This window comes from Rhodopirellula bahusiensis, from assembly GCF_002727185.1.
GTDB lineage: Bacteria > Planctomycetota > Planctomycetia > Pirellulales > Pirellulaceae > Rhodopirellula > Rhodopirellula bahusiensis.
In genome coordinates, this window is the sequence record NZ_NIZW01000013.1 from 1 (window position 1) to 20,529 (window position 20,529).

The following is a 20,529-nucleotide window of genomic DNA, read 5'->3' on the forward strand; positions in this document are numbered from 1 at the left end:
GGTCGCACACTGGAAACGAGCCATTGCCGCCGCAAACGGCTTCCGAACCTACCGACTGTCCGCATGATCACGCAAACCGCAAGGTGCGCTCCCCGTAAGTGATGGTGGTCCGTTGGAGGACGTCCCCATCGATCACGATGCTTTCAGTCCACGTGTAGGTGAGCAGCATTGGCAAAAGAAACAATGCTAGTCTGAAACGACCCCAGATCCGGTGTTCGCTGGGCACCACGGCACCGCGTGAGAGTAGTTGGCGATAAAGGCTCCAGATCCGTCTCAGGCAGATGGCAGATATGATGCCGCCAATCAAGGCACCGGTTCCACGAAGGTCAATCGCAGAGAGCTGCAGACCAACATCGCGATCCCAGGTCGTTTCGTGTCTCCAGTTCGTGAAGCACAACACAATTGCGTAAAGCTGAGTGATCAACGCAACCTTTTGCTCTCTCGTGAGGTGCATTGCTCTTAATGGATCAGTGGAGGTGCGGGCGGCACGGAGCGGGGCACTCGCACTCGATTGAGATGCGAAGCATGACAGGTGGGGGCACGGTGGATCAGAAAAGCGGTGGCATACCGGCAGACCGCCTGCAACTGGATAGTTGAGACAGGTGGAAAGCAAAATGGTTCGTCAACAGCAATGCGATCGTGTCTGCCACCGTGACGATTGGCGTGTCCGTCAGCGAAGGCATCCCATGAGGTCGATCGAGGGCCGCTTGGTCGGTCGTCGAAGCAGCGAGGTTACAAAGTTCGCGGTAACCGTCTCGCAAAGCGTTCGTCACCAACGCCAGAGTTAGAGAATCATCGCGGGCGATGTCGTCCACTGAGCGAGGGCCGAAACGTTCAATCCAATCCGGATGCGAAATGGAGCCACCAAGTAGTTTCTGGCCGAGTTCACCGCAGATCGCAAGGTGTCCAAGGATCCAAACGGGAGTGTGACCATGTCCGGGAGCGGGACTGAACATCGATGACTCCGCGATATCGGGGATCACTTTGTCAAAGTATTCGAGCTGGAATTGGTTGATGGGAATTTCGCGCTCAAACATCGGGTTGGGTTGTCTCACATGGGTTGCGGTTGTTGGTCCATCGCTTTCAGTCGTCCACAGGCCATCGACATACTTTACACCGATAGTCGGCATCAATTTCGACATCGCTATTGCATACGGAACAGAATGCCAAGCTTGGTTGTTCAGATCTGCTCTGATGCGTTCCATCAACAAAGGTTTGCAACGAACCGGCCGGGTCCTGCAACCTTTCAACGCTCCAATGGTCGTTATCCGATATTAGAGATTCATGCCTTGGCGGTGCGTACGGATTCCCGTCATCTGAATGCATGGTCGAGGGAGGCGATTCGGCTGGTGAGCCGAGAATTCGATTCATGCACCGAGGACAGATTTTGGTGGTTGATGCCAGTGACCGATTGCAATTTGGACACAGACGGACCGATCCACCTGAAGATCGTGGATCGACAAGCAATTCTTGCGAGTTATCTGCGAATGGTAGCCAATTCGCAATTAAAATCGGGGCGAGTATTCGGACCAGAAATGTCAGGTAGATCAAACCCATGAGTTCGGGCACGAACGCTGCTGCAACGCCGACGAGGAATGTCGCTAATACGCCGCCAAATACTTGTCCGAAAAAGCCAAGGGCAATGCCCGCCCAAACCGGATAGTTCTTTCTGGTGCAAATCCTTGTCGTGCCAACAATGACCATGCAAAAGATTAGTGTCGATACGAATAGCGAAATCAAACTGGTGTTTCCGTGAAAACCTGCGGCGATTTAGATGCGGGTGAAGGGGAGTTGGAATCCATTTCGACTCAAGGGACGCCAGTTCCATCGGTCGAATGCGGCTGGAGCAAGTTTAACATCTGCGTCACTCAATATCGCATCGAATGTCTGTTGTGCGATCCTAGTGAGCAAGAACCCAGTTTGTCGATCGCCGTCGATGTACCAATTCGCCTGGTTGCACTCGAAACATATTACCACATCGTAGGTCTTTCCATCGTGTCTTGCTCGCAATCCATGCCTTGGATCGAAGCAGGCTCGGGCGGTGTGGTGGCGGGACTCTATTCTCTTGACCAGCGTGCCAGGATGGACCGGAGGAAACGGTAAAACCAAACTTCGCCCCAAATCACTGGCCCGGCTAGCAAGAGAATGAACAATGCATCACGCGATGATGCCTCAAATAGTTCAATGATCGCTGAAAGCACGAACATGCAACTGAAAAAAGCTGCACTGGGAACCAAAGTGGAAGCTGGCAGCCACATCGCGAAAACGCCGAGTGTCGCACCGAATCCGGCGATGCCTTGCCGTGCCACCAGTCGTCGTCCCAACCACCAATAGCAGATCGAGAATCCAACGAAAGACAGGTCAGTCCGAAGCCCGAGGGATCCGTAATAGCTGGGCAGATCGTGCAGATAACAGGCCACCGCTGCGAAAGAAAGATAGAGAACGAGGCCAACGCACTCAGCTGGCGACGGAGGCCAAGGGCATCGGCGGTGTGGGCGCAAAATTGACTTGGCGACAAACCAATGACCCCACAGCGGCGTGAAGAGCCATAGCGAGCCAGTGAATAGTGAAACAGCCGCGATGCTGAGGGCCTCAGCGACGACAAGTGCAGCTTCTTGGACTAAGTGCATCTTGGGAAAATATAATATGCCTGTGGTCTTCGACTAAAAGGGGACATCATTCTTCGACGCTAGCTGGTGACGTGGCCCATGGTCATTGCCGCATGGTCAGGGCAGTGTGGGACTGACCAGCGTCCGATTCAAAAGCGGACGCGATGTCGACTCGGTGTGGGTCGTGGTGTCATTCGCGGGGGACGTTCGATAAATAAGTGGCATAGGCTTCCAGCCTGTGAAGGATACAACACAGGCTGGAAGCCTATGCCACGGATAAGATCCGCAAGTAGTAAATCGATCATCCCGAGCGAAAGATCGGCGAGGTAGTTGCGGTCTCAATCGAAGTCGTTCGCTCGCAGTTATTCAGCATCGATCCAGAAACCGGACAGCTTGGACGCTTTGGAACTCGTTGGCTGTGAAAAGGTTAGAACCAACATTTCGTTGCTTTTGACAAGCGGAAGCCGATATTCGATCCGTTTGTGTCGCGAATCGCCAACAAGATGGATTGTTCCGAGCTTTTCGTTCCGTGGGAACGACGATTCAATTTCGCATCGAGTCAGAGTCAGCGAATCACGACCGTGCTCGAAGAGAAAGTCCTTCAAATCAGCCACCTCAACGAATTCGGTGATCGTGAGTTTTCGCGCGTCGCCCTCATTCGATGCGTTGGAGGCAGTCGAACCGCCAAGCAAAATTGCAACGAAGAGCGTAAGAAATGCAGTTGCTTTCATGTGTCGACTCATTGGTTTCTCCAAAGATGGACGGATGCGTAAGCGGTAGGCTAGCACAAGGGGTCCGAAATGCTGTGCACTCGGCTCCGGTTAAAACGCTCGCCCGCTCGCTGGCAAAATCATGGCACTCCAGCGCGATGTCGAAACAAAATCGTCAGAAGTGCTCGCTACCGTATGATTTCGCAATTTGGATTGGCGTCTTGAATTTGCTGGATCGCAGATTCAGAAACGTTTGTGTTGGTCAACTTCAACACTTTGATTCTCAATGGGAACGAGCCCTCCTCCTGCAACGCGATGAAGCGGAGGGCGTCGTCTGTGATGCGTGTATCGGATAGATCCAGTGTGTGGATATGCTGGTATCCGTCTGGGCCGTTTGAACGCAGGCCGCTGATGGAATAGATGTCACCGTCCTTCATTTTGGTGCCGGACATATCGACGTCGATCATCTTTTCGCCGCGCGGGATGACTTTACCGTGAAGTTGGGACACTCGGAGTGCTGGCGTGGGTAAGCATCCGGAAATGAATGCAGATAGAAGACCGATTATGGTTCCGAACCAAATGTGCTTGCAGCATCTCGAACGCGCATTCGCAATGAGCTCTGTCTTGTGCATGAAATGCTCTGTTTTGCAATTTGAGAAACGTTGTCCGTCAGCTGCGGGCAAGCAACGATCGTTCGATTCGTAGGCTGAGAAGTGGGGGGCGGTTGCGACCCTGCCTCAGTCACCGAACTGATTGGATGCGGCGTGGCAGATCAACCGATGACGGAGGCGGCGATGATGATGGAGACGCCGAGCACGATTGCGGCGACGACAATCGAAACTGCCAAGTTGTGTTCTTCACCGATCTCGTGCAGGATCGAGAAAGGGGTGAGCTTTTCCATCAGCACCAGACAGCCCATGAAGACAACGATTCCAACAACAGAGAACACGCAAGCAGCGATCAGATGCTGCAACAGCAAATCCAAGCTTGTACCCGTCGCGGGTGTCGGATCCACCACGACGGTGTCGGTTTGGGCTAGGCCGCGAATTTGATCGATCATGGTCTCTACCTTTTCGTTTGGTTTGGATTCGTTGGAGTGTTGTGTGTTGATTCGATGAGTGCCGCGTTTTGCCGCGATTCAGCTGGGGTCCGTTGGCTACTTTCCGCCGCCCCACGAACCGCCGTAGGCGCGACCGCCGCCTCCGCTGCTGCCCATGTTGTCGACGATGCCAAAGTTGATCGCTTGCCAGCCACGGAACGCGGCGACGGAGTACCAACAGCAGACGAGCACGCCGACGATCAAATAGATGCGTAGTAACTTCATCAATCATCACTGCTAGCGTAGGGGCTGAAGTCGCTGTCTTTCCAACGCGAGACTTCGAAATTGTGTTTGTAGACCAGGCAACCGATCGGAATCGCTGAGATGAGCAGCAGGGCGTAGAACAGCATCCAACCATCGGCGCTGGGTGTTGCCGAAGAGGCGGGGCGGTGGTTGCCCAAGTGGATGATGAAGGCGTAGAAGCAGAAGCCAGCCCAAGCGACCCAGACTCCAAAGGAAATGACCGGTGCAGGCTGGATCACACCCACGCCCCAAGGACGCGTCAAGTTTTCGACATCAAACGCGGCTTCGATTTCGGCGGGCTTCATGTAGGTGCCGAGCGACACGACGCGTTCATGCGTTTGGCCGGCGAAACTATCTTCGATTGAGAGCATGCGTGGCGGTGCGATGAAGTCCGCCGTCTCAACGCAATTTCCTTGCTGGACTTTCCAGTAGAACTCTCCGATCACATGACGCACGATCGCGGTCGCTCGATCGTAAATTCGGAAGGCACTGCCGTCGTGATAGATCCGGTTTGTCAAAGGGTCCATGGCGTGACCGGTGACGGGTTGGACAAAGGACCAATGCCGATCATTTTCAACCAGCCAACGGAAACCGACTTCTGGTGCGTAGAGCAAGTATTCCGTCCACGGGTAGGTCGTTCCCGCGTAGCGAACGAACCGTGCCATGATGCCGATGATGATGTACTCGGTGCCTTCGATCGTTCCGCGAATTCCCAGTGGCAGCGAGGTGTGCATCTCGCGTTGTTCGAGCATCGTCAGCAATTTCAGTCGTCCGTCGTCGTTGGACAACAACGCACCGCAGTGTTGGCAACCGACGCGCAGAGATTCTTTGGGAGCATGCAGGTCCAATGAGCCGCCACACTTGGGGCAGTTCAAATGCAGCGAGGGCACCGCGATGGTTCCGGACCCCGGGTCGGGCTGCCAATCCGGAGTCGACAGGTTCAGCTTTTCCTTCGTGACCGTTCGGCCGATGTACGTGTGTTGTTCGCCACGCGAGTAGTCGAACGTTGCGAACCACGCGCCTCCGTCGGGTTCGGGAGCCCCATGCAGATCGACGTAACGATGGTCGGCGTTGGGTCGAAACGCCCAGGGAATTTCGCCTTGAGCCGTTCTGGCTTTCGCGACGCCCAGTTCCGCGACGGTCAGGTCTTGCCCGCCGTAGTGAACCAATTGCCCCAGCGACAGCGAATCAAACGGAGGCAATGGTGACTTGGCTCGCACCGGTCTTTCAAACGTCAGATGCAGTTGGCCTTGAGCCTCGGCCAACCAAGCCATCTTGTCGCCGGGAAATCGCAGGTACCACTCGTCCCAGACTCCGCCGGCGGCGTGGTCGTATTGGACACGGCCGATGACTTCAAACGGTTTTCCGCGGAACGAACCGCTGGACCCCAGTTGAACGACGGAATCTGTTTCAACGAGGTCGCTGACTTTGCCGTAGTCCTCGATGTCTTTGTCGCCGCGAGCGACGGCGGTGTGGCAGAACTCGCACACGCTGACCATCGAATTGCCGAATCGGAATTCAACCGGTGCCCCACACCCGGGACAGGAAGCGCGACGAACCTTCATTCGGCGACCTCACGGTTTGCTTCTGCCCAGGCTCCTCGACGCAGACGTCGAATCCGAACGTCGCCAGCGTTCAATCGAGATCGCAATTGCGATTTCCAATCCCAGACCGCTGTTTCCCGGCAGCAAACCAAATTGAATGTGGCCACGCCGTGTTCCGGGTAGGTGTGCACCGCCAAATGCGATTCGGACAGCAGGTACAACGCGGTGACGCCGTGCGGCGGACCAAAAACGTGAGACTGAGGCACACCGACGACCTGCAATCCAAGCGATTCAACCACGTCTTGGCAGATGGCCAAGATCGTCGTCAACGACTGCAGCGACTCGGCATCGCATCCCGACGCATCGACGATCCATTGACCGCCGACGCTGATGGAAGGCGCAGCCACGGACGATTCGCTGCTTGCGTTCATCGTCTCATTGAGGGGCGTTGCGGGCACTCCGTTCACTCCGTTGTCGTTGTTCAACCGTGGTGGCCGCGTGAATCAGTTCGCTGGTGGCGGTGGCGGAGGGCTGCCCGCGGACAACATCGACGCCAAAGCAGGAACATCCTTGGCCATTAGCCAGCCAGCCATTCCGTTCGACCAAACCATCGATTCAGCCCCCATTTCTCCGCTTCCGAGACCGCTGCGGATTTGCTCGGGACTGAACGGACCGTGAGTCACACCTTCTTTGGCCACGTACCAAGCCGTTGCGGCGGGCGGTGGCGGAGGCCCTGCGGGACCGCCGGCTGGTGCGGCACCGGGGTTCATTGCGCCAGGATTCATGGCTCCGGGCATCATTCGTCCAGCCATCGCGACACCGAGGCCGAGTCCCAAACCTTCGGCTGCTCCTCCGCCGCCACCGTTTTCGGCGGCGGACGTCATCGCTTGGCCCATCTGGAATTGCTGGAACCGATTCATGTCGCCGATCACACCCATGCTTGTTCGGGTGTCGAGAGCCTTTTCAACCGACTCGGGCAGCGAAATGTTGACGATGAACAATTGAGGGCAATCCAGCCCATACTCATCGTCGATTTTTTCAACCACTCGGTCGCGAAGCTGGGCGGCAAGTTGTTCGTAGTTGCTTGCCAAATCCAAGGCTGCGATCTGGGACGACCCAATTAAATCGGCGAACGAGGATTGAATGATCGAACGCAGCAAAACGTTGACGTCATCGGCGCCGAACTCGCCATCGGTTCCGACGACTTCCAGCAGCAAAGCTTTCGGGTCGACGGCACGCAGAGCGTAGGTGCCGAACGCACGAATTCGGATGGGGCCGAACTCGGGATCTCGCAACATGATCGGGTTGGGCGTGCCCCATTTCAAATCGGTGAGCTGCCGAGTGCTGACGAAGTAAACTTCCGCCTTGAACGGGCTGTCGAAGCCGTACTTCCAACCTTGCAACGTCGTCATGACGGGCATGTTGTCCGTTGTCAGCTGGTAGTGACCGGGCGGGTAGATATCGGCGATTTCGCCTTTGTAAACGAAGACGGCCGTCTGGCCCGGACGCACAATCAATTGTGCTCCGTTCTTGATTTCGTTGTCGTGCCGAGGGAATCGCCACATCAATGTGTGTTGTGTGTCATCGATCCATTCGATGATGTCAATCAACTCGGAACGAATCAGGTCAAACAGTCCCACGTCGCATCTCCTGTGTGCGGTCTCGAAATCGTTGCAAAGCCTAGGGCGGTTGGGGGGCAGGGTCAAACGGTGACCAACCCAAAACTCCGAACTGAATCTCGGAAGCGGAATTCTAGCGTGTGGAGTCCGTCCGGTGGCGTTCCGGAACATCTACGATCCCAAACCAACCGCAGTCTCAACCAGGCCATTGTTGACAGGCCGAACAGACTCGGTTTCGGGGCGCAAGCGGTCGCGATTTCAAAGCTTCAGCGTGCCGCCATGCCGTTTTTGCGTTCGAAGATGGATCGACCGACGGTTTCGTCATCCGCCGTCTGAGATCGCGGTCCTCGGGCAACCTTTCGTAACAAATTCGGTCGCAATGAACCGACTTGGCATGTTGAAGCGATTGCGAAGGTGAAAAGACGCAAAAAGGACGTGTTTTTGTGGCCCAAACGGCTTTTTTCGCACAACTTCTTTTCTGGATCGAATTCGCGAAAGGTATTCGGTCAGTCTATGCAGTCTGCTACAATGGAATTCGCTGCGATGCGATTTGATCACCCCACGCTGGGCAATCTTGTACCATCCGTCGTAGTCCTGCCTCACACCATCCCACCTGCCGCAACGATTGAGTCAGACAGCTCCGCGATTGGATTGAATCCAAAACGGTTGTCGACTGCTCAGCCTGCCTATGAAATTCGATTGCATCCTGCCGGGAACTCGCTGGACTCGTACGCTGTGTTTGCTGACGAGCACGCTGACTTTGTTGGCTGTTCCGACGATCAACGCGGACGAGCCTGATACTGACGCTCCCGCTGTCGCCAAAAAAACGATCGAGCCCAGTCTGGATGATCTGACCGCTTGGGAGAACTCCGGTTTTCTGAAGCTGGAAGAGTTCTGCATTGATTGTCACAACGCGGACTATCAAGAAGCCGAAGTCGATCTGACATTGCTCAGCACTTCCGACAAGATTCGCGAAAACAGCGAGTTGGCGATGCATTCGATCAGCATGATTCGTTTCGGTGCCATGCCGCCGGAAGATTCGTCGCTGCCGACGGTCGAGGAACGTCGTGAATTGGCCGATCAACTGGACGATTTGGTCTACCACGCGACATGTGATTTGCGGCCCAAGCCCGGTCGGATCACAGCTCGCCGTTTGAACCGCGCCGAATACAACAACGCGATTCGCGATTTGTTCGGGATGGACCTGCGACCTGCCGATCAATTTCCCTCCGATGAAGTCGGCGGTGGCTTTGACAACAACGCCGACGTGTTGTCGCTGTCGACAATGCTGATGGAGAAGTACTTGAAGGCCGGCGAGACCGTTGCTTCGACGGTGATCGTTGATCCCGCCACACTGCCATCGATCAGCAAAACGTTTGCTGACCAAACTCTGCACACCATCGGCGACGCCAAGTTGGCTTCGTTCGGCGAGTGGTTCATCCGCAGCGACGGAATGGTTTGGGTCGAAGTCGAAGTTCCCATCGAAGGTGAGTACTACTTTGACATCCGCGGTGGCACGAACCTGCGTCGATCAGAACTTGAGCAGCTGAACGAAGAGCCCGAAGAAGAGACCTCCGAGCAGAAAGTTGCGGAAGACAAAGATTCAGAAAACAAGGCCAAAGATTCGGACGACAAAGAATCCAAAGACGAAGACAAGAAGCGAGACCGACGCAGGGACAGAGAAAAGTACGAACCGAAGGAGAGCGACAAGGTCAATCGTTGCGTCATGGTGCACGACGAAAACGGACGCTTGCTCGACATTCTGGATTTCAGCTACCAGGAAAAGAGTGGACCGACCGACGGTGAATCGTTCCGGGCCACGTTGAAGCCTGGCAAGCATCGGTTCTTCTTTTCGCCCACGGACACTTGGATCGACGAACTTCCAAAGTCCGAAGATCGCAAGGATCCGTGGCGGGTTGGCGAATCGATCTCGAAACGCGTGCAATCGCTGACTGACGAAGAGCTCGCCAAGACCGTTTTGCCTGCCGGCGAGAAAGTCGAAATCTCGCGTCGGATCTCGGATGACGAGTTCAGCTTCAAATTCAAAACCGTTTCAATCAAAGGCCCTTCGCCACAAAGTCGCAAGGATCTTCCGAAGACTCAATCGAAGTTGATCACACGTTTGGCTCGCGAGCGAGGCGATCGGTGGGAAGACGTTTACAAGTCGGCCAAGATCAACCTGGAACCGCTGATGCGTCGTGCGTTCCGTCGTGAAGTCAGCGAGGAAGAGGTCAAGCGATACGCGGACTTGGTGGAAGACGCCACTGAGCGACGGGAGTCGTTCTACGTTGGGATGCAGCAAGCCATCACCGCGATTCTGTGCTCGCCGAGTTTTCTGTTTCGCATCGAGTTGCCCGAATCAGACGAAGCCCGCGAATTGGCGGCGACGGGAGAAGCGATTCCGTTGTCATCCACCCAGTTGGCCAGTCGGATGTCGTTTTTCTTGTGGAGCAGCCTTCCTGACGATGCTCTGTTGAAAGCAGCGAAGCAGGATGAGTTGGTGGAGGGATCAAAGCGTCGCCAACAAATCCGCCGCATGCTGGACGATCCAAAATCAAATTCACTCGGGGAACAATTCGCAACGCAGTGGTTTGGATTGGGCAACTTGAACGCTCGCGACATGTCGGCGTTTGGCGGCAACGAAGAAGGCCCCGATGTCACGGTGGATGACTTGGCCGCAGAGACTCACGCGTTGTTCGATCACGTGCTGAAAAACAATTTGCCCGTCACCGAATTGCTGACCGCCGACTACACGTTCGTGAACCGTTCGTTGGCCAATTGGTACGGCGTGGAGCTTCCGAACCAAGACGACAAATCGAAGCTGCAAAAGGTGTCCCTCGCCGATGCCGGGCGTCGTGGGATTCTGGGGCACGCCGGTGTGCTGACGTTGACCAGTTATCCGACCCGAAATTCACCGGTCCAGCGTGGCAAGTGGATTCTCGAGAACATTCTTGGGACGCCGCCACCAGAAGCCCCACCGAACGTTCCTGAATTGGAAGAGACCCGTGCGGCGTCAGCCGACGCGACCCTTCGTGAACAATTGGAATTGCACCGCGCCGATCCCGGTTGTGCTTCGTGCCACCGTGTGATGGATGCTTTGGGATTTGGATTGGAAACGATGGATCACCTCGGTCGTCTTCGTCCGCCCAGTGATCCATCAGTTGCCGATGCCAATGGTGAACTGCCCGGCGGCCGTGCTTTCCGCGGTGCGATGGAGTTGAGCGAAATGTTGGCGAGCACCGAAACCCGCCGTTTTGCTGACACGACCGTCCGCCGACTGTTATCCTTTGCCATTGGCCGCGAATTGCGTCCTGCTGATCGATGTTTTGTCGAAGCCATTTTGAATGACACCGAAGCCGACGGTTTCCGTTTGCGAGACTTGGTGGAAGGTGTCATCAGCAGCCCTCCGTTTTTGACCACCAGCGTCCCTACCTCTTGATCGTTCTTCTTGCCCGCCCACGGCTCCCCGCCTGTACTAAGGAAAGTCACATGAAAGACTCGATGAACGTCCCCAACGCTCCCAATCAGCCCAACGCGATCGCACAAATCGGCTCGTCCCGATTGAGTCGCCGTACGATGCTGCGTGCATCGGGATTGGCTCTCGGATTGCCGTTGCTCGAGGCGATGACACCAGCGGGCCGGAGTGCTTACGCGGCCAAGGAAGCATTGCAGCTGACTGACGTTTCACGTCCGGTCCGAATGGCGTGCGTGTTCTTTCCCAACGGTGTGATCCAACCTTCTTGGCGTCCAAAGGTGGACGGCGACAACTGGGAAATGGGCGAGACGTTGAAGCCGTTGCAGGCTTACAAAGACAAGCTGAACGTGATCTCCAACCTGACCCTCGACAACGGGCGTGCGGGCAAGGACGGCGCCGGCGACCACGCTCGCGGTGGTTCAACGTTCTTGACGGCAGCACGTCCTGTCAAAACCAGCAGCAACATCCGGCTGGGCATCTCACTCGATCAAGTCGCCGCGACCGCGCTCGCCGGACAGACACGTTTGCCTTCGATCGAGCTCGGTTTGACCGGCAGTCGAAACGCGGGCAGTTGCGACTCTGGATACAGCTGTGCTTATTCGTCGAACATTTCATGGAAGAACGAAACGCAACCGATGCCAAAGGAAACGATTCCTCGGCTCGCGTTTGAACGCATGTTTGGTTCCGGCGATGCGGCTTTGGAACGCAAGCAACGTTTGGCTCGCAAAAGCATTCTCGACGTTGTTCGTGGCGATGCGGAGCGTTTAATGAAACAAGTTGGCAAGACCGACAAACGCAAGCTGGATGAATACTTCACCAGCGTTCGTGAAATCGAAACTCGAATTGAGCAAACCGAAGCAGAAGATCGCAAGTCACTGCCTGATTTGGATGTTCCGATGGGACGCGTCACCGCATTCCGCGAGCACGCTCGGCTGATGTATGATTTGATGGTCGTCGGTTTCCAAACGGACACGACCCGAGTTGCGACTTTCATGTTGGACAATGCAGGCGGCAACCGTTCGTATCCTGAAGTGGGAGTCAAAGAAGCTCACCACGGATTGAGTCACCACCGGGACAAGACCGAGACGGTCGAGAGGATCCAAAAGGTGGATCATTATCTCGTCGAGCAATTCGCGTACTTCCTGGAACGACTGGAGTCAGTCGAGGAGAGCGGCAGCACGTTGCTGGACAACTCGATGGTGCTGTACGGCAGCGGATTGGGCGACGGCAACCGGCACACTCACCACGATCTTCCGATCGTGTTGGCAGGTGGCGGCGGTGGTCAAATCAAGACCGGCCGATACGTTCAAGCCGAGGAAGAAACGCCGATGGCGAACTTGTTCCTCAGCATGCTCGACATCGTCGGCACACCCGCTGAGCAGATCGGCGACAGCACCGGTCGCTTGCAGCTCTCGTAAGCGACAAACGGTCTTGTCTGCCGACTGGTTATGAAGGCGTCAGTACGTCGGGCTTCCAAGCCCGACGAATCACCATTGCGTCAATCAACAAATCGCCGTCGAAGCAAATTTCCTCTCCAACCGCACCAATTGGCCGACGGCCGTTAGGCCCGGTTGCGTCGTCAAAACCGGGACGAACGTGCGTCGGTTGATGAGTCTGGCTTCATCGCAACCCGCCGACTCGCATGTCGAGCGTGTAAGCGGAATCCTGGGCCGTGATGAAAAGCTGGCGATGTCCTTCGCCTCCGAACGTCACGTTCGCGGTCCAGCCCTTTGGAACTGCGATTGTTTCGAGCTTGTTGCCGGCTGCATCGAACACCGTCACGCCGACACTGCCGGTCAAATACAGATTGCGTTCTTGGTCGAGCGTCATCCCGTCGCTGCCCATCTCGCAGAATAATTCGCGGTTGGTGAGCGAGCCGTCTTCGGCGATGTCGTAGCGGTAAGTCTTCTTGTCGCCAATGTCAGCGATCCACAACTGGCGGTTCGAGGCGTCTCCGATGATCCCGTTGGGTTGGACCAAGTCATCCACGAGTTGGGTCAGCTTTCCGTCCTTGGTCAGGCGGTAAACGCCGCGCGGATTGTCCGCGGGGATGGTGTGCTTCCAATACGGACGTTTGTACAACGGATCGGTGAAGTAAATCGTTCCATCCGCGTCGACCCAGCAATCATTGGGGCCACCAAAGCGGCGTCCGTCGACTGAGTCGATCAAGACCTCGTGCGATTGATCTTTCAAGTCAATCGACCACATCTCGTTGTTCGCGTCGGCACAAGCGATCAGCCGATCGGGAGCGACGAAGTACAGGCCGTTGCTACGACCGCAGGGCGACATCCAATCGGACAGCTTTCCCGACTTCGCGTCATAGCGGACGATCCGGTCATTCGGTTGGTCGGTGAAGTAGACGTTGCCGTCACCGTCGGCTGTGGGGCCTTCCGTGAACTTGTAACTGTCACCAACCAGTTGCAGCTTCGCACCGGATTGGACAACGGATGCGGGTTTGGTCTCGCTGCTTTTCGATCCCGCGTTATCCGCGAAAAGTTGAGAGCCGAGAAGTGATGAGGAGGTGATTGCGACCCATGCCAAGAGCCGCCGACGCATTGGATTCATCTGAGGATTCACTTTCGGGGACTGGAGGGACAATGTCCAATCGCGGCATCCAGTCCATTCCCGCGACGGTCAAAGAAACCAATGTAATCACAACCGCCGCAACCAAGTTGAGGAACAAACCGTTGCGGGCCATCTCGTCGGTCCGAATGCCTCCCGCGCCGAAGACGATCACGTTGGGAGCGGTCGCGACGGGCAACATGAACGCACAGGAACAGCTGATCGTTCCGGGCAACATCAGCAGCTCAGGAGGCAGGCCGACTTCCACGGACAACGCGGCCAAGATGGGAAGCAGCAACATCGCGGTGGCGGTGCTGCTGGTGATTTCAGTCAAGAACGTGACCAGCAAACAGATTGAAAGGACGATGACCCAAGGCGGTGCGTCTTTCAAGAACGCCAGCTGTTGTCCGATCGCGATACTCAATCCCGATTGGTCAAAACCTTTCGCGAGAGCCATCCCACCACCGAACATGATCAGGATGCCCCACGGATTCTTCTTGGCGGTGTCCCAATCCATCAGGCGCTCGTCATCGCCGAGTCCACTGGGGCAGATGAACAAAAACAACGAAGCGGCGAGAGCGATCGTGGCATCACCAATCATGCCTCCATCCCAAGGCAACAGACCGGTCCAGCCACCGAACGGGCTCATTCGAAACACCCACAGCAGCGCGGTCGTGGCGAACACGCCCAGCAAATAGATTTCGTTGCGAGCGATCGGAGCCATTTCTGGCATCGATACTGGACGAACGTCATCAATATTCCGAGTCAGCCACCACCAAATGATCGGCAGCATGATGATCGTGACGGGCAACCCGAACATCATCCAGGTGCCAAAGGGGACTTCGACGCCGAACTTGGTTTCCATTTCACCCATGAAGACGACGTTGGGCGGCGTTCCGATCGGTGTCGCCATCCCACCGACGCTGGCCGAGTACGCGATGCCCAGCAACAAGGGAACTCTTAGTTTGGGATCATCGGCTTGCGATATCACCGCCAAGGCGATCGGCAGCATCATCAGTGCGGTGGCCGAGTTGCTGATCCACATCGACAGCGAAGCGGTGGCCAACATGAACCCCAACACCAATCGCTTTCCCCCGCGACCGCCAACCAGACGCACCATGTTGATCGCGATTCGGCGGTGAGCCCCGCTGCGTTCCATCGCGGCGGAAAGAAGGAATCCGCCCAGCAACAGCAGGATCATCGTGTGCCCATAGGCTTCCGCCACCTCCTTGTGGCTGACCACTCCAAGGGTCGGCAAAGCTACGAATGGCAGCAGCCCCACGACGGCGATGTGCAGGCACTCGAAGATCCACCACAAAGCGCAGGTGATCGCGACTCCGGCGCACATGGCGGCGGGAACCGGCAGTCCATTTCGATTCGCAAAGTAGGCGATGCCAAACGCCACCAGGGGCGCTAGGGGCAGCATCCAACGCGAGATTTTATCGAAGCTCATCCATCCATCCGCACACCGAGGGTGAGCAGAAGGTTGGCGTAGCGTTGTTGGTCGCCCGTTTGAATCGTCAGCACATGATCGTCGGTGATGACGTGGTCATAGAACGACCACTTTTCAAGAGGCTGCAGTTCGACGCTGCTGCCAGCATCTTTGAAGGATTGGCGGTACTCTTCCCAAACCGGTGGATCGCCGTCGAGAGCGTAGGGCCCGTCGGTTTCGGTTTGCATGGTCATCGCGGCTTCCACGGGAATCGCTGACAGCAAAGCTTTCAGGACTTGATCGCAGGAAACCAAACCGGGGCTGAGGTTCAGACTGACCAGTTTTGCATTGGGCCCGCGTTTGTTCAGTGCCGGGTAGTTCCCGTCGGCGATCAAAATCGTGCTGTGGTGGCCGGCGGCGGCACAGATGGCCGAGATTTCCGGATGGATCAGATTGGACAAAAGCATGGGGAAAGCCTCGGTCAGGTTGGTTAAAAAAAGGTGGAATGATGTGTTTGCGGTCGGCAGGGCGTTGGTTCACTCAGCAGCCGGAACGATCGAGTTAGGCGATGCTGCTTTTCAGATTGGCGATGCTGTCGCGAACCAAAGTTTCGACACCCGGTGAGTAATCGAACACTTCGACGCTGACCCATCCATCGTATTTAACGTCGGTCAACGCTTTCATGATGGGCTCGAAAGGCACTTCGCCCATGCCGGGGCCGAGCAGGTTGGGATCGTTGGCGTGAAAGTGAATCATTGAATCAGCGTGTTCGCGAATCACGGTCTCGATCGGTTTGGATTCGCTGCTCATTGCTTTGACATCCAGGTGCAACCCGATGTGATCGTCGTCGAGCATTCGAGCCAACTGAACGCCTTCGTCGGCCGTGTTGAGGAAGTCGCCTTCGCCCGGTCCGAGCGGTTCCAAGGCGATTCGAACGCCGTGGGAATGCAACGCGGGGATCACTCCGTGCAGCACTTCGGCGGCGTTTTCCATCGCTTCGTCGATCGTTTGGCCTTCGGTGCGATTTCGTTGCTGGGGCGATCCCAGCACCATGACCTTGCCGCCCAAGTCCGCACACAGTTCGGCCAAATCGCAAAGATAGGCCGTCGTGCTGGCTCGAGTGATCGCGTCGCGTGTCGTCAGGTGGTAACCCTCGGTCTTGGCCAGCAACCAGTGCAGGCCAACGCACTGCATTTCGGCCTCGGCCATCAGGTCACGGTAGGTGCGACGATCCGATTTCGAGTAAGTCGAAATGTTATCGGACAACATGAAGGGGGCCACTTCCCATCCGGTGTATCCTGCGTCTTTCGTCAAACGCAGGGCGTCTTCCACGGGCATGTCACCAAACGTTTCGTTGCAGATTGCGTAACGGAAAGGCATGATTCAGGGCTGTCTTCGATTTGAGGGGTCTGGGTCGGGATCTGGTCCAGTCATGGTCTGACAATGTAGGCTGTCACGCCGCAAGATGGCAGACGTGCAAAGAAAATCGCTTGCCGAAGTAAGGTAAGGTTCCACACCGAGCTGCGTCCCATTTGCTGCTACCGATTTGTTGCTCTGTTCACTAACCAAAATCAAACGATGATTTCTCGAACCCCAATCGCCAAGACATCGCTAGCGTTCGTGTTGGCAATCATGATGCTGCCAATCGGATGCTCTCGCACGACGCGGTCCAGCTCTCCTGGTCCCGAAGATCCGGACGCACCGACTGAATTCACAACGACGGACACGGGCCTGAAGTACCGCATCCTGCGAGTCGGCTCGGGTGACAAACCGGGACGCGAAAGCTTTGTGACGGTGGATTATGTCGGATGGCTGGATAGCGGACGGGAATTTGACAGTTCCTACAACCGTCGAGAACCGGCCGATTTCAATCTGTCGAGTGTCATCCCAGCGTGGACCGAGGGCGTTCAATTGGTCGGCGAGGGTGGCATGATCGAACTAGAAGTTCCATCCGATCTCGGATACGGGCCAGCCGGCAATCCACCCGAGATCCCACCGAACGCGACGCTGCACTTCAAAGTCGAACTTCACGACGTCCGCTGAGTAGGACCGATTGATGTCATCCGAAAAGCAGTTTCGGCGTCAACCAACGTTGCAGGTGAATAGAGTGCTCACCCTATCGCCGACTTTGTCAGCCGCACAGCTTTAGCAGCTTGTTGGTTTTGTCGTAGGTTGGCCACTCTTGGCCGACACCCACAACTCTGACGGGCAAGAGTGCCCGTCCTACCTGCGTTGAAACGTCATTGACGACGAAATCAACAGTCCGTTGGCCGCGGTTCGCAACGCCACATACCGCTCCCGAACCAACAGTGAACGATTCCTAATTCGCGGTCGGCTTTTCGATGTCGACCCAGACCATTCGGTGATCGGTCGCACGAATTCGTTTTCCAAGCTCCGTTTGCAAGTCGGGCCAGACGACCCCGGAACGAACAGCGTGCAGGTTGCTTGATGGCAGCACGTAGTCGACTCGGATTTCGTTGCGGCCAAATTTGGCTGTGTTGATACCGTGCTGCGAACTCGTTGGTTGCGGGTCCTGCACACGAGGATTGCTGATCAAGTTTGCGATGCCGCTGCGCAAGCTATCGCCTTGTTTGGGATCAGAGTTCAAATCTCCCGCGATCACAAAGCTCGGTTGTTTGGTATCAGGATCGCTCAAGCCACCGACGGCTCCGGTGTCATCGACGATCCAGTCGGCTTCTGGCTGCGAAATGTACTCGTTCCAGAATCGGATCTCGTCGTGGTTGCGTTTGCCGTTGCGATCTTCGGCACCATCAAACACCGGCGGCGTCGGATGGCTGGCGAGCAGATGCAACACATGTGACCGATTCGATTCATTGCTCTCCGCCGATTCATCGCCTGGCGTCGGTGCACTACCTGACGTTGGAATCAAGATCGGAACGTCCGCGTGATTCTTGCTGGACAGTCGCAGTGAATTCCAAACGTTGTCGCTGTAGTAGGGCTCTCCCGTCGTCGGGTGAGCCGGCCGAAGTGCGCCCGGCATCGTTGACCAACGGAATGTTTGAAAGGTTCGGATGGCTTCGCGATCGATTGGAAATCGGCTGAGGACCGCCATCGCGTATTGACCGGGATACTGTCCAAACCCATGGGCATCGGTTGGCAATTCGACGTCGCCGTCGGCGTCCAGGTCGAGTAGTCCGAGCAAGCCTGTGTTGGTTGGAATTGACCAGCGGTGCGGGTAGTCCAGGGGATCGTTGCCTTTCGCGAGGTAGCCGTCCGCAAAGGCATCGAGCGTTCGTCCATCGAGTTCGTGATCGATCTCGCACAGCAACAGAATGTCTGGCCGCACGGATTGGATCACGCTCGCCAAGTCATTGGACTGCGAGTCATCGCCGGCGAGCAGGCGTTCGGCGACGTCATTAGATGCTTTGCCGTAGAGCGAAACATTGAAAGAAGCAACGCGAACGGAATTGGATGACTTCTCCACGGTCGATTCTGTCGTCAAATTGTTGGGGCCAGTTGTGATGTCTTGGCCAATCGCCGCGGTTTGAAACATGGCGATGTAGATGAAAGAAACCGTCAAAGCCAGACGCGAATTCATAAACCACCTACTCGGGGGAACGCTACAATGCGGGAGAATCAAGGGACGCTCCGTTTTCGCAGGCCAACGCATGGATGGCAATGAGTGCGTTGTTGAATCGCATGAACCTGCTGGTTGGATTGGCGAGTTGTTTGCACTATCCCAGACCGTGTTTGGCTAGAGTACCCAGGGACCCAGTGAATACAGAATCTCACATTCGTGCAGCGGGACGAACCGACGTCGGCCAACGTCGGAAGGACAATCAAGATCAGTTCCTGATCGCCGAGCTGCGGAAGTCCATGCAGATTCATTCGACCAGCTTGGCTTTGGATGAAGAATGCATGTTGTTCGGTGGAAGAAGCGGGCAGTTGCTGGTGGTCGCCGACGGAATGGGCGGTCACGCGGCCGGGCGTCGAGCCAGCAATTTGGCGGTCGATCATTTGATCTCGCAGTTGCTCAACAACATCCACTGGTTCCTACATCTCGATCAGGAAAACGATGACGGCTTCATCGAATCGTTGAAAGCATTGTTGCAACAAACCCACACGAAGTTGTTGGCGGAATCACAGGACGACAGCGAGCATCGAGGGATGGGGACCACTCTGACATTGGCCTACATCGTCTGGCCTCGAATGTATGTGGTGCACGCGGGCGACAGTCGCTGCTACTTGATCCGTGAGGGCAAGTGCGAACAACTCACGACCGATCACACGCTGGCAAAGCAGTTGGTGGACGCGGGCGGAATGAAACCGGAAGACGAAGCCGGCAGCCGATGGTCCAACGTGCTTTGGAATGTCTTGGGCGGCAACGGAAACAACGATTTGATCGCGGAGGTCCGTCGAGTCGAATTGCAAAAGAACGACACGGTGGTTCTTTGCAGCGATGGACTGACGCGATACATCGACGACGCGACGCTGGCGTCCACCGTTGAGCAATACGGTGACGTCGTGGAGGGAATGGCGGACCATCTGGTTGCGATGGCCAACGGTTCGGGCGGGATCGACAACATCACCGTCGTTGTGAGTCGTCCGGACGGAAACGGCACATCGGGGAACGATGGCGATCTGCCGCGGTCCGTGCCTTTGGTCCAGCTGGATGACGAGAGCGACTTGCAGCCCGATTCGGCTGAATCGATGAGTCTGGAAGAACTGCAGATCTTCGCAAACGAAGACACATTGCCCGATGAACGAACGAAACCGAAGAGCTGATTTGGCGAAAGCCAGGCTGATCGCGATTCCGATGCATTTGTCCACCGAGCGTGCCACAGATTGCCGGGCAAGTCGCTCTTTCAAACAGCACTCATTTGGCCGATGGCCGTTGGGCTCCGCTGCGTCGTGGAGTCCGTTGCGAACGCATTCCGGCTGATCTTTCCAAACTGTGCAAATGAGTCGTTCTCTGACTCGGATTGCTGAGTGGGCGTTTATCCGAGTGGGCAGATGTGCATCAGGGCATCCCCGCGCCAGCCAAATCGAGCTGCGTTCAGCCGTAGTTCGGATAGTTGTTGTGGATGGATTGTGCTGGTCCGGTTAAGGGATGCGTCGTTTGAAGCACTGAACATCGGTGGGGCATAATTGCCCGGTTGTATCGATTCGTCTGATTGCACCGCTCAGGCCAACTTCTTGTCTTCAATTTGATTAAAGACGGCCCCATTCCCCCCGGAAAAGGCTGCCATGTTTGTAGCGTGCCCCTAAATGCGAT

The 20,529-nt window shown here is 56.1% G+C and carries 18 protein-coding genes; 5 read left to right on the top strand and 13 right to left on the bottom strand.

Annotation, left to right across the window (positions count from 1 at the left end):
- Window positions 1–548 precede the first annotated feature (548 nt).
- Window positions 549–1,205 (bottom strand): DinB family protein, encoded by a 657-nt coding sequence (locus tag CEE69_RS16975; RefSeq protein ID WP_199169892.1) that lies wholly within the window; start codon window positions 1,203–1,205, stop codon window positions 549–551.
- A 1,000-nt stretch (window positions 1,206–2,205) separates the two neighbouring features.
- Here CEE69_RS16975 and CEE69_RS33520 point away from each other — a divergent pair.
- Complete coding sequence (locus CEE69_RS33520) at window positions 2,206–2,334, top strand: hypothetical protein (protein WP_261341353.1); 129 nt, start codon at window positions 2,206–2,208, stop codon at window positions 2,332–2,334.
- Between the two features lie 637 nt (window positions 2,335–2,971).
- Here CEE69_RS33520 and CEE69_RS16990 read toward each other — a convergent pair.
- From CEE69_RS16990 to CEE69_RS17015, 7 genes are all read right to left on the bottom strand, one after another.
- Window positions 2,972–3,340 (bottom strand): hypothetical protein, encoded by a 369-nt coding sequence (locus CEE69_RS16990; RefSeq protein ID WP_233215315.1) that lies wholly within the window; start codon window positions 3,338–3,340, stop codon window positions 2,972–2,974.
- Window positions 3,341–3,507: 167 nt separating this feature from the next.
- The gene (locus tag CEE69_RS16995) at window positions 3,508–3,828 is read right to left on the bottom strand and encodes a hypothetical protein (protein WP_233215316.1); all 321 of its coding nucleotides are present in this window, start codon (window positions 3,826–3,828) and stop codon (window positions 3,508–3,510) included.
- A 263-nt stretch (window positions 3,829–4,091) separates the two neighbouring features.
- Window positions 4,092–4,379: a DUF350 domain-containing protein gene (locus CEE69_RS17000; RefSeq protein WP_099261823.1), complete on the bottom strand. Its 288-nt coding sequence runs from the start codon at window positions 4,377–4,379 to the stop codon at window positions 4,092–4,094.
- Window positions 4,380–4,475: 96 nt separating this feature from the next.
- The gene (locus tag CEE69_RS32870) at window positions 4,476–4,643 is read right to left on the bottom strand and encodes a hypothetical protein (RefSeq protein WP_199169893.1); all 168 of its coding nucleotides are present in this window, start codon (window positions 4,641–4,643) and stop codon (window positions 4,476–4,478) included.
- The gene (locus tag CEE69_RS17005; RefSeq protein ID WP_199169894.1) at window positions 4,643–6,226 is read right to left on the bottom strand and encodes a DUF4178 domain-containing protein; all 1,584 of its coding nucleotides are present in this window, start codon (window positions 6,224–6,226) and stop codon (window positions 4,643–4,645) included. The genes CEE69_RS32870 and CEE69_RS17005 overlap by 1 nt, the downstream gene beginning before the upstream one ends.
- The gene (locus tag CEE69_RS17010; RefSeq protein WP_315852530.1) at window positions 6,223–6,663 is read right to left on the bottom strand and encodes an S-adenosylmethionine decarboxylase family protein; all 441 of its coding nucleotides are present in this window, start codon (window positions 6,661–6,663) and stop codon (window positions 6,223–6,225) included. Before CEE69_RS17010 ends, CEE69_RS17005 begins: the two co-directional genes overlap by 4 nt.
- 45 nt (window positions 6,664–6,708) lie before the next feature.
- Window positions 6,709–7,845, bottom strand: a complete 1,137-nt coding sequence (locus tag CEE69_RS17015; RefSeq protein ID WP_099261824.1) for an SPFH domain-containing protein — start codon at window positions 7,843–7,845, stop codon at window positions 6,709–6,711.
- 667 nt (window positions 7,846–8,512) lie between these two features.
- Here CEE69_RS17015 and CEE69_RS17025 point away from each other — a divergent pair.
- Together CEE69_RS17025 and CEE69_RS17030 are read left to right on the top strand one after the other, a co-directional pair.
- On the top strand, window positions 8,513–11,263 hold the full coding sequence (locus CEE69_RS17025) for a DUF1592 domain-containing protein (RefSeq protein WP_099261826.1): 2,751 nt from the start codon (window positions 8,513–8,515) through the stop codon (window positions 11,261–11,263).
- Window positions 11,264–11,313: 50 nt separating this feature from the next.
- Complete coding sequence (locus CEE69_RS17030; protein ID WP_099261827.1) at window positions 11,314–12,717, top strand: DUF1552 domain-containing protein; 1,404 nt, start codon at window positions 11,314–11,316, stop codon at window positions 12,715–12,717.
- A gap of 202 nt (window positions 12,718–12,919) precedes the next feature.
- Here the strand turns inward: CEE69_RS17030 and CEE69_RS17035 are convergent, their stop codons facing one another.
- The 4 genes from CEE69_RS17035 to CEE69_RS17050 form a co-directional block, all read right to left on the bottom strand.
- Window positions 12,920–13,864 carry an SMP-30/gluconolactonase/LRE family protein gene (locus CEE69_RS17035; RefSeq protein ID WP_233215318.1) on the bottom strand — a complete coding sequence of 315 codons (945 nt, stop codon included), beginning with the start codon at window positions 13,862–13,864 and terminating at the stop codon, window positions 12,920–12,922.
- Window positions 13,782–15,314, bottom strand: coding sequence for an SLC13 family permease (locus tag CEE69_RS17040; protein WP_233215319.1), 1,533 nt, complete (start codon window positions 15,312–15,314; stop codon window positions 13,782–13,784). Before CEE69_RS17040 ends, CEE69_RS17035 begins: the two co-directional genes overlap by 83 nt.
- A complete protein-coding gene (locus tag CEE69_RS17045; protein ID WP_099261828.1) occupies window positions 15,311–15,760 on the bottom strand; it encodes an RbsD/FucU family protein in 450 nt (149 codons plus the stop codon). Before CEE69_RS17045 ends, CEE69_RS17040 begins: the two co-directional genes overlap by 4 nt.
- Before the next feature lie 94 nt (window positions 15,761–15,854).
- The gene (locus tag CEE69_RS17050; protein WP_099261829.1) at window positions 15,855–16,673 is read right to left on the bottom strand and encodes a sugar phosphate isomerase/epimerase family protein; all 819 of its coding nucleotides are present in this window, start codon (window positions 16,671–16,673) and stop codon (window positions 15,855–15,857) included.
- A 198-nt stretch (window positions 16,674–16,871) separates the two neighbouring features.
- Between CEE69_RS17050 and CEE69_RS17055 the strand changes: the two genes are divergently transcribed.
- Window positions 16,872–17,336, top strand: coding sequence for an FKBP-type peptidyl-prolyl cis-trans isomerase (locus CEE69_RS17055; protein WP_233215320.1), 465 nt, complete (start codon window positions 16,872–16,874; stop codon window positions 17,334–17,336).
- 277 nt (window positions 17,337–17,613) lie between these two features.
- Here the strand turns inward: CEE69_RS17055 and CEE69_RS17060 are convergent, their stop codons facing one another.
- Complete coding sequence (locus tag CEE69_RS17060; RefSeq protein ID WP_099261830.1) at window positions 17,614–18,852, bottom strand: endonuclease/exonuclease/phosphatase family protein; 1,239 nt, start codon at window positions 18,850–18,852, stop codon at window positions 17,614–17,616.
- A gap of 176 nt (window positions 18,853–19,028) precedes the next feature.
- Here CEE69_RS17060 and CEE69_RS17065 point away from each other — a divergent pair, with 176 nt between their 5' ends.
- Window positions 19,029–20,039, top strand: coding sequence for a PP2C family protein-serine/threonine phosphatase (locus tag CEE69_RS17065; RefSeq protein WP_099261831.1), 1,011 nt, complete (start codon window positions 19,029–19,031; stop codon window positions 20,037–20,039).
- The last annotated feature ends 490 nt before the right edge of the window (window positions 20,040–20,529 follow it).

Excerpts from the sequence above, each read along its gene's own strand:
- CEE69_RS17060 (WP_099261830.1), bottom strand. The coding sequence starts at position 18,852 with ATGAATTCGCGTCTGGCTTTGACGGTTTCTTTCATCTACATCGCCATG.
- CEE69_RS17005 (WP_199169894.1), bottom strand. The coding sequence starts at position 6,226 with ATGAAGGTTCGTCGCGCTTCCTGTCCCGGGTGTGGGGCACCGGTTGAA.
- CEE69_RS32870 (WP_199169893.1), bottom strand. The coding sequence starts at position 4,643 with ATGAAGTTACTACGCATCTATTTGATCGTCGGCGTGCTCGTCTGCTGT.
- CEE69_RS33520 (WP_261341353.1), top strand. The coding sequence starts at position 2,206 with ATGCAACTGAAAAAAGCTGCACTGGGAACCAAAGTGGAAGCTGGCAGC.
- CEE69_RS17025 (WP_099261826.1), top strand. The coding sequence starts at position 8,513 with ATGAAATTCGATTGCATCCTGCCGGGAACTCGCTGGACTCGTACGCTG.
- CEE69_RS17035 (WP_233215318.1), bottom strand. The coding sequence starts at position 13,864 with ATGAATCCAATGCGTCGGCGGCTCTTGGCATGGGTCGCAATCACCTCC.
- CEE69_RS17040 (WP_233215319.1), bottom strand. The coding sequence starts at position 15,314 with ATGAGCTTCGATAAAATCTCGCGTTGGATGCTGCCCCTAGCGCCCCTG.
- CEE69_RS16975 (WP_199169892.1), bottom strand. The coding sequence starts at position 1,205 with ATGGAACGCATCAGAGCAGATCTGAACAACCAAGCTTGGCATTCTGTT.
- CEE69_RS17000 (WP_099261823.1), bottom strand. The coding sequence starts at position 4,379 with ATGATCGATCAAATTCGCGGCCTAGCCCAAACCGACACCGTCGTGGTG.
- CEE69_RS17055 (WP_233215320.1), top strand. The coding sequence starts at position 16,872 with ATGATTTCTCGAACCCCAATCGCCAAGACATCGCTAGCGTTCGTGTTG.
- CEE69_RS17050 (WP_099261829.1), bottom strand. The coding sequence starts at position 16,673 with ATGCCTTTCCGTTACGCAATCTGCAACGAAACGTTTGGTGACATGCCC.
- CEE69_RS16990 (WP_233215315.1), bottom strand. The coding sequence starts at position 3,340 with ATGAAAGCAACTGCATTTCTTACGCTCTTCGTTGCAATTTTGCTTGGC.
- CEE69_RS17045 (WP_099261828.1), bottom strand. The coding sequence starts at position 15,760 with ATGCTTTTGTCCAATCTGATCCATCCGGAAATCTCGGCCATCTGTGCC.
- CEE69_RS17030 (WP_099261827.1), top strand. The coding sequence starts at position 11,314 with ATGAAAGACTCGATGAACGTCCCCAACGCTCCCAATCAGCCCAACGCG.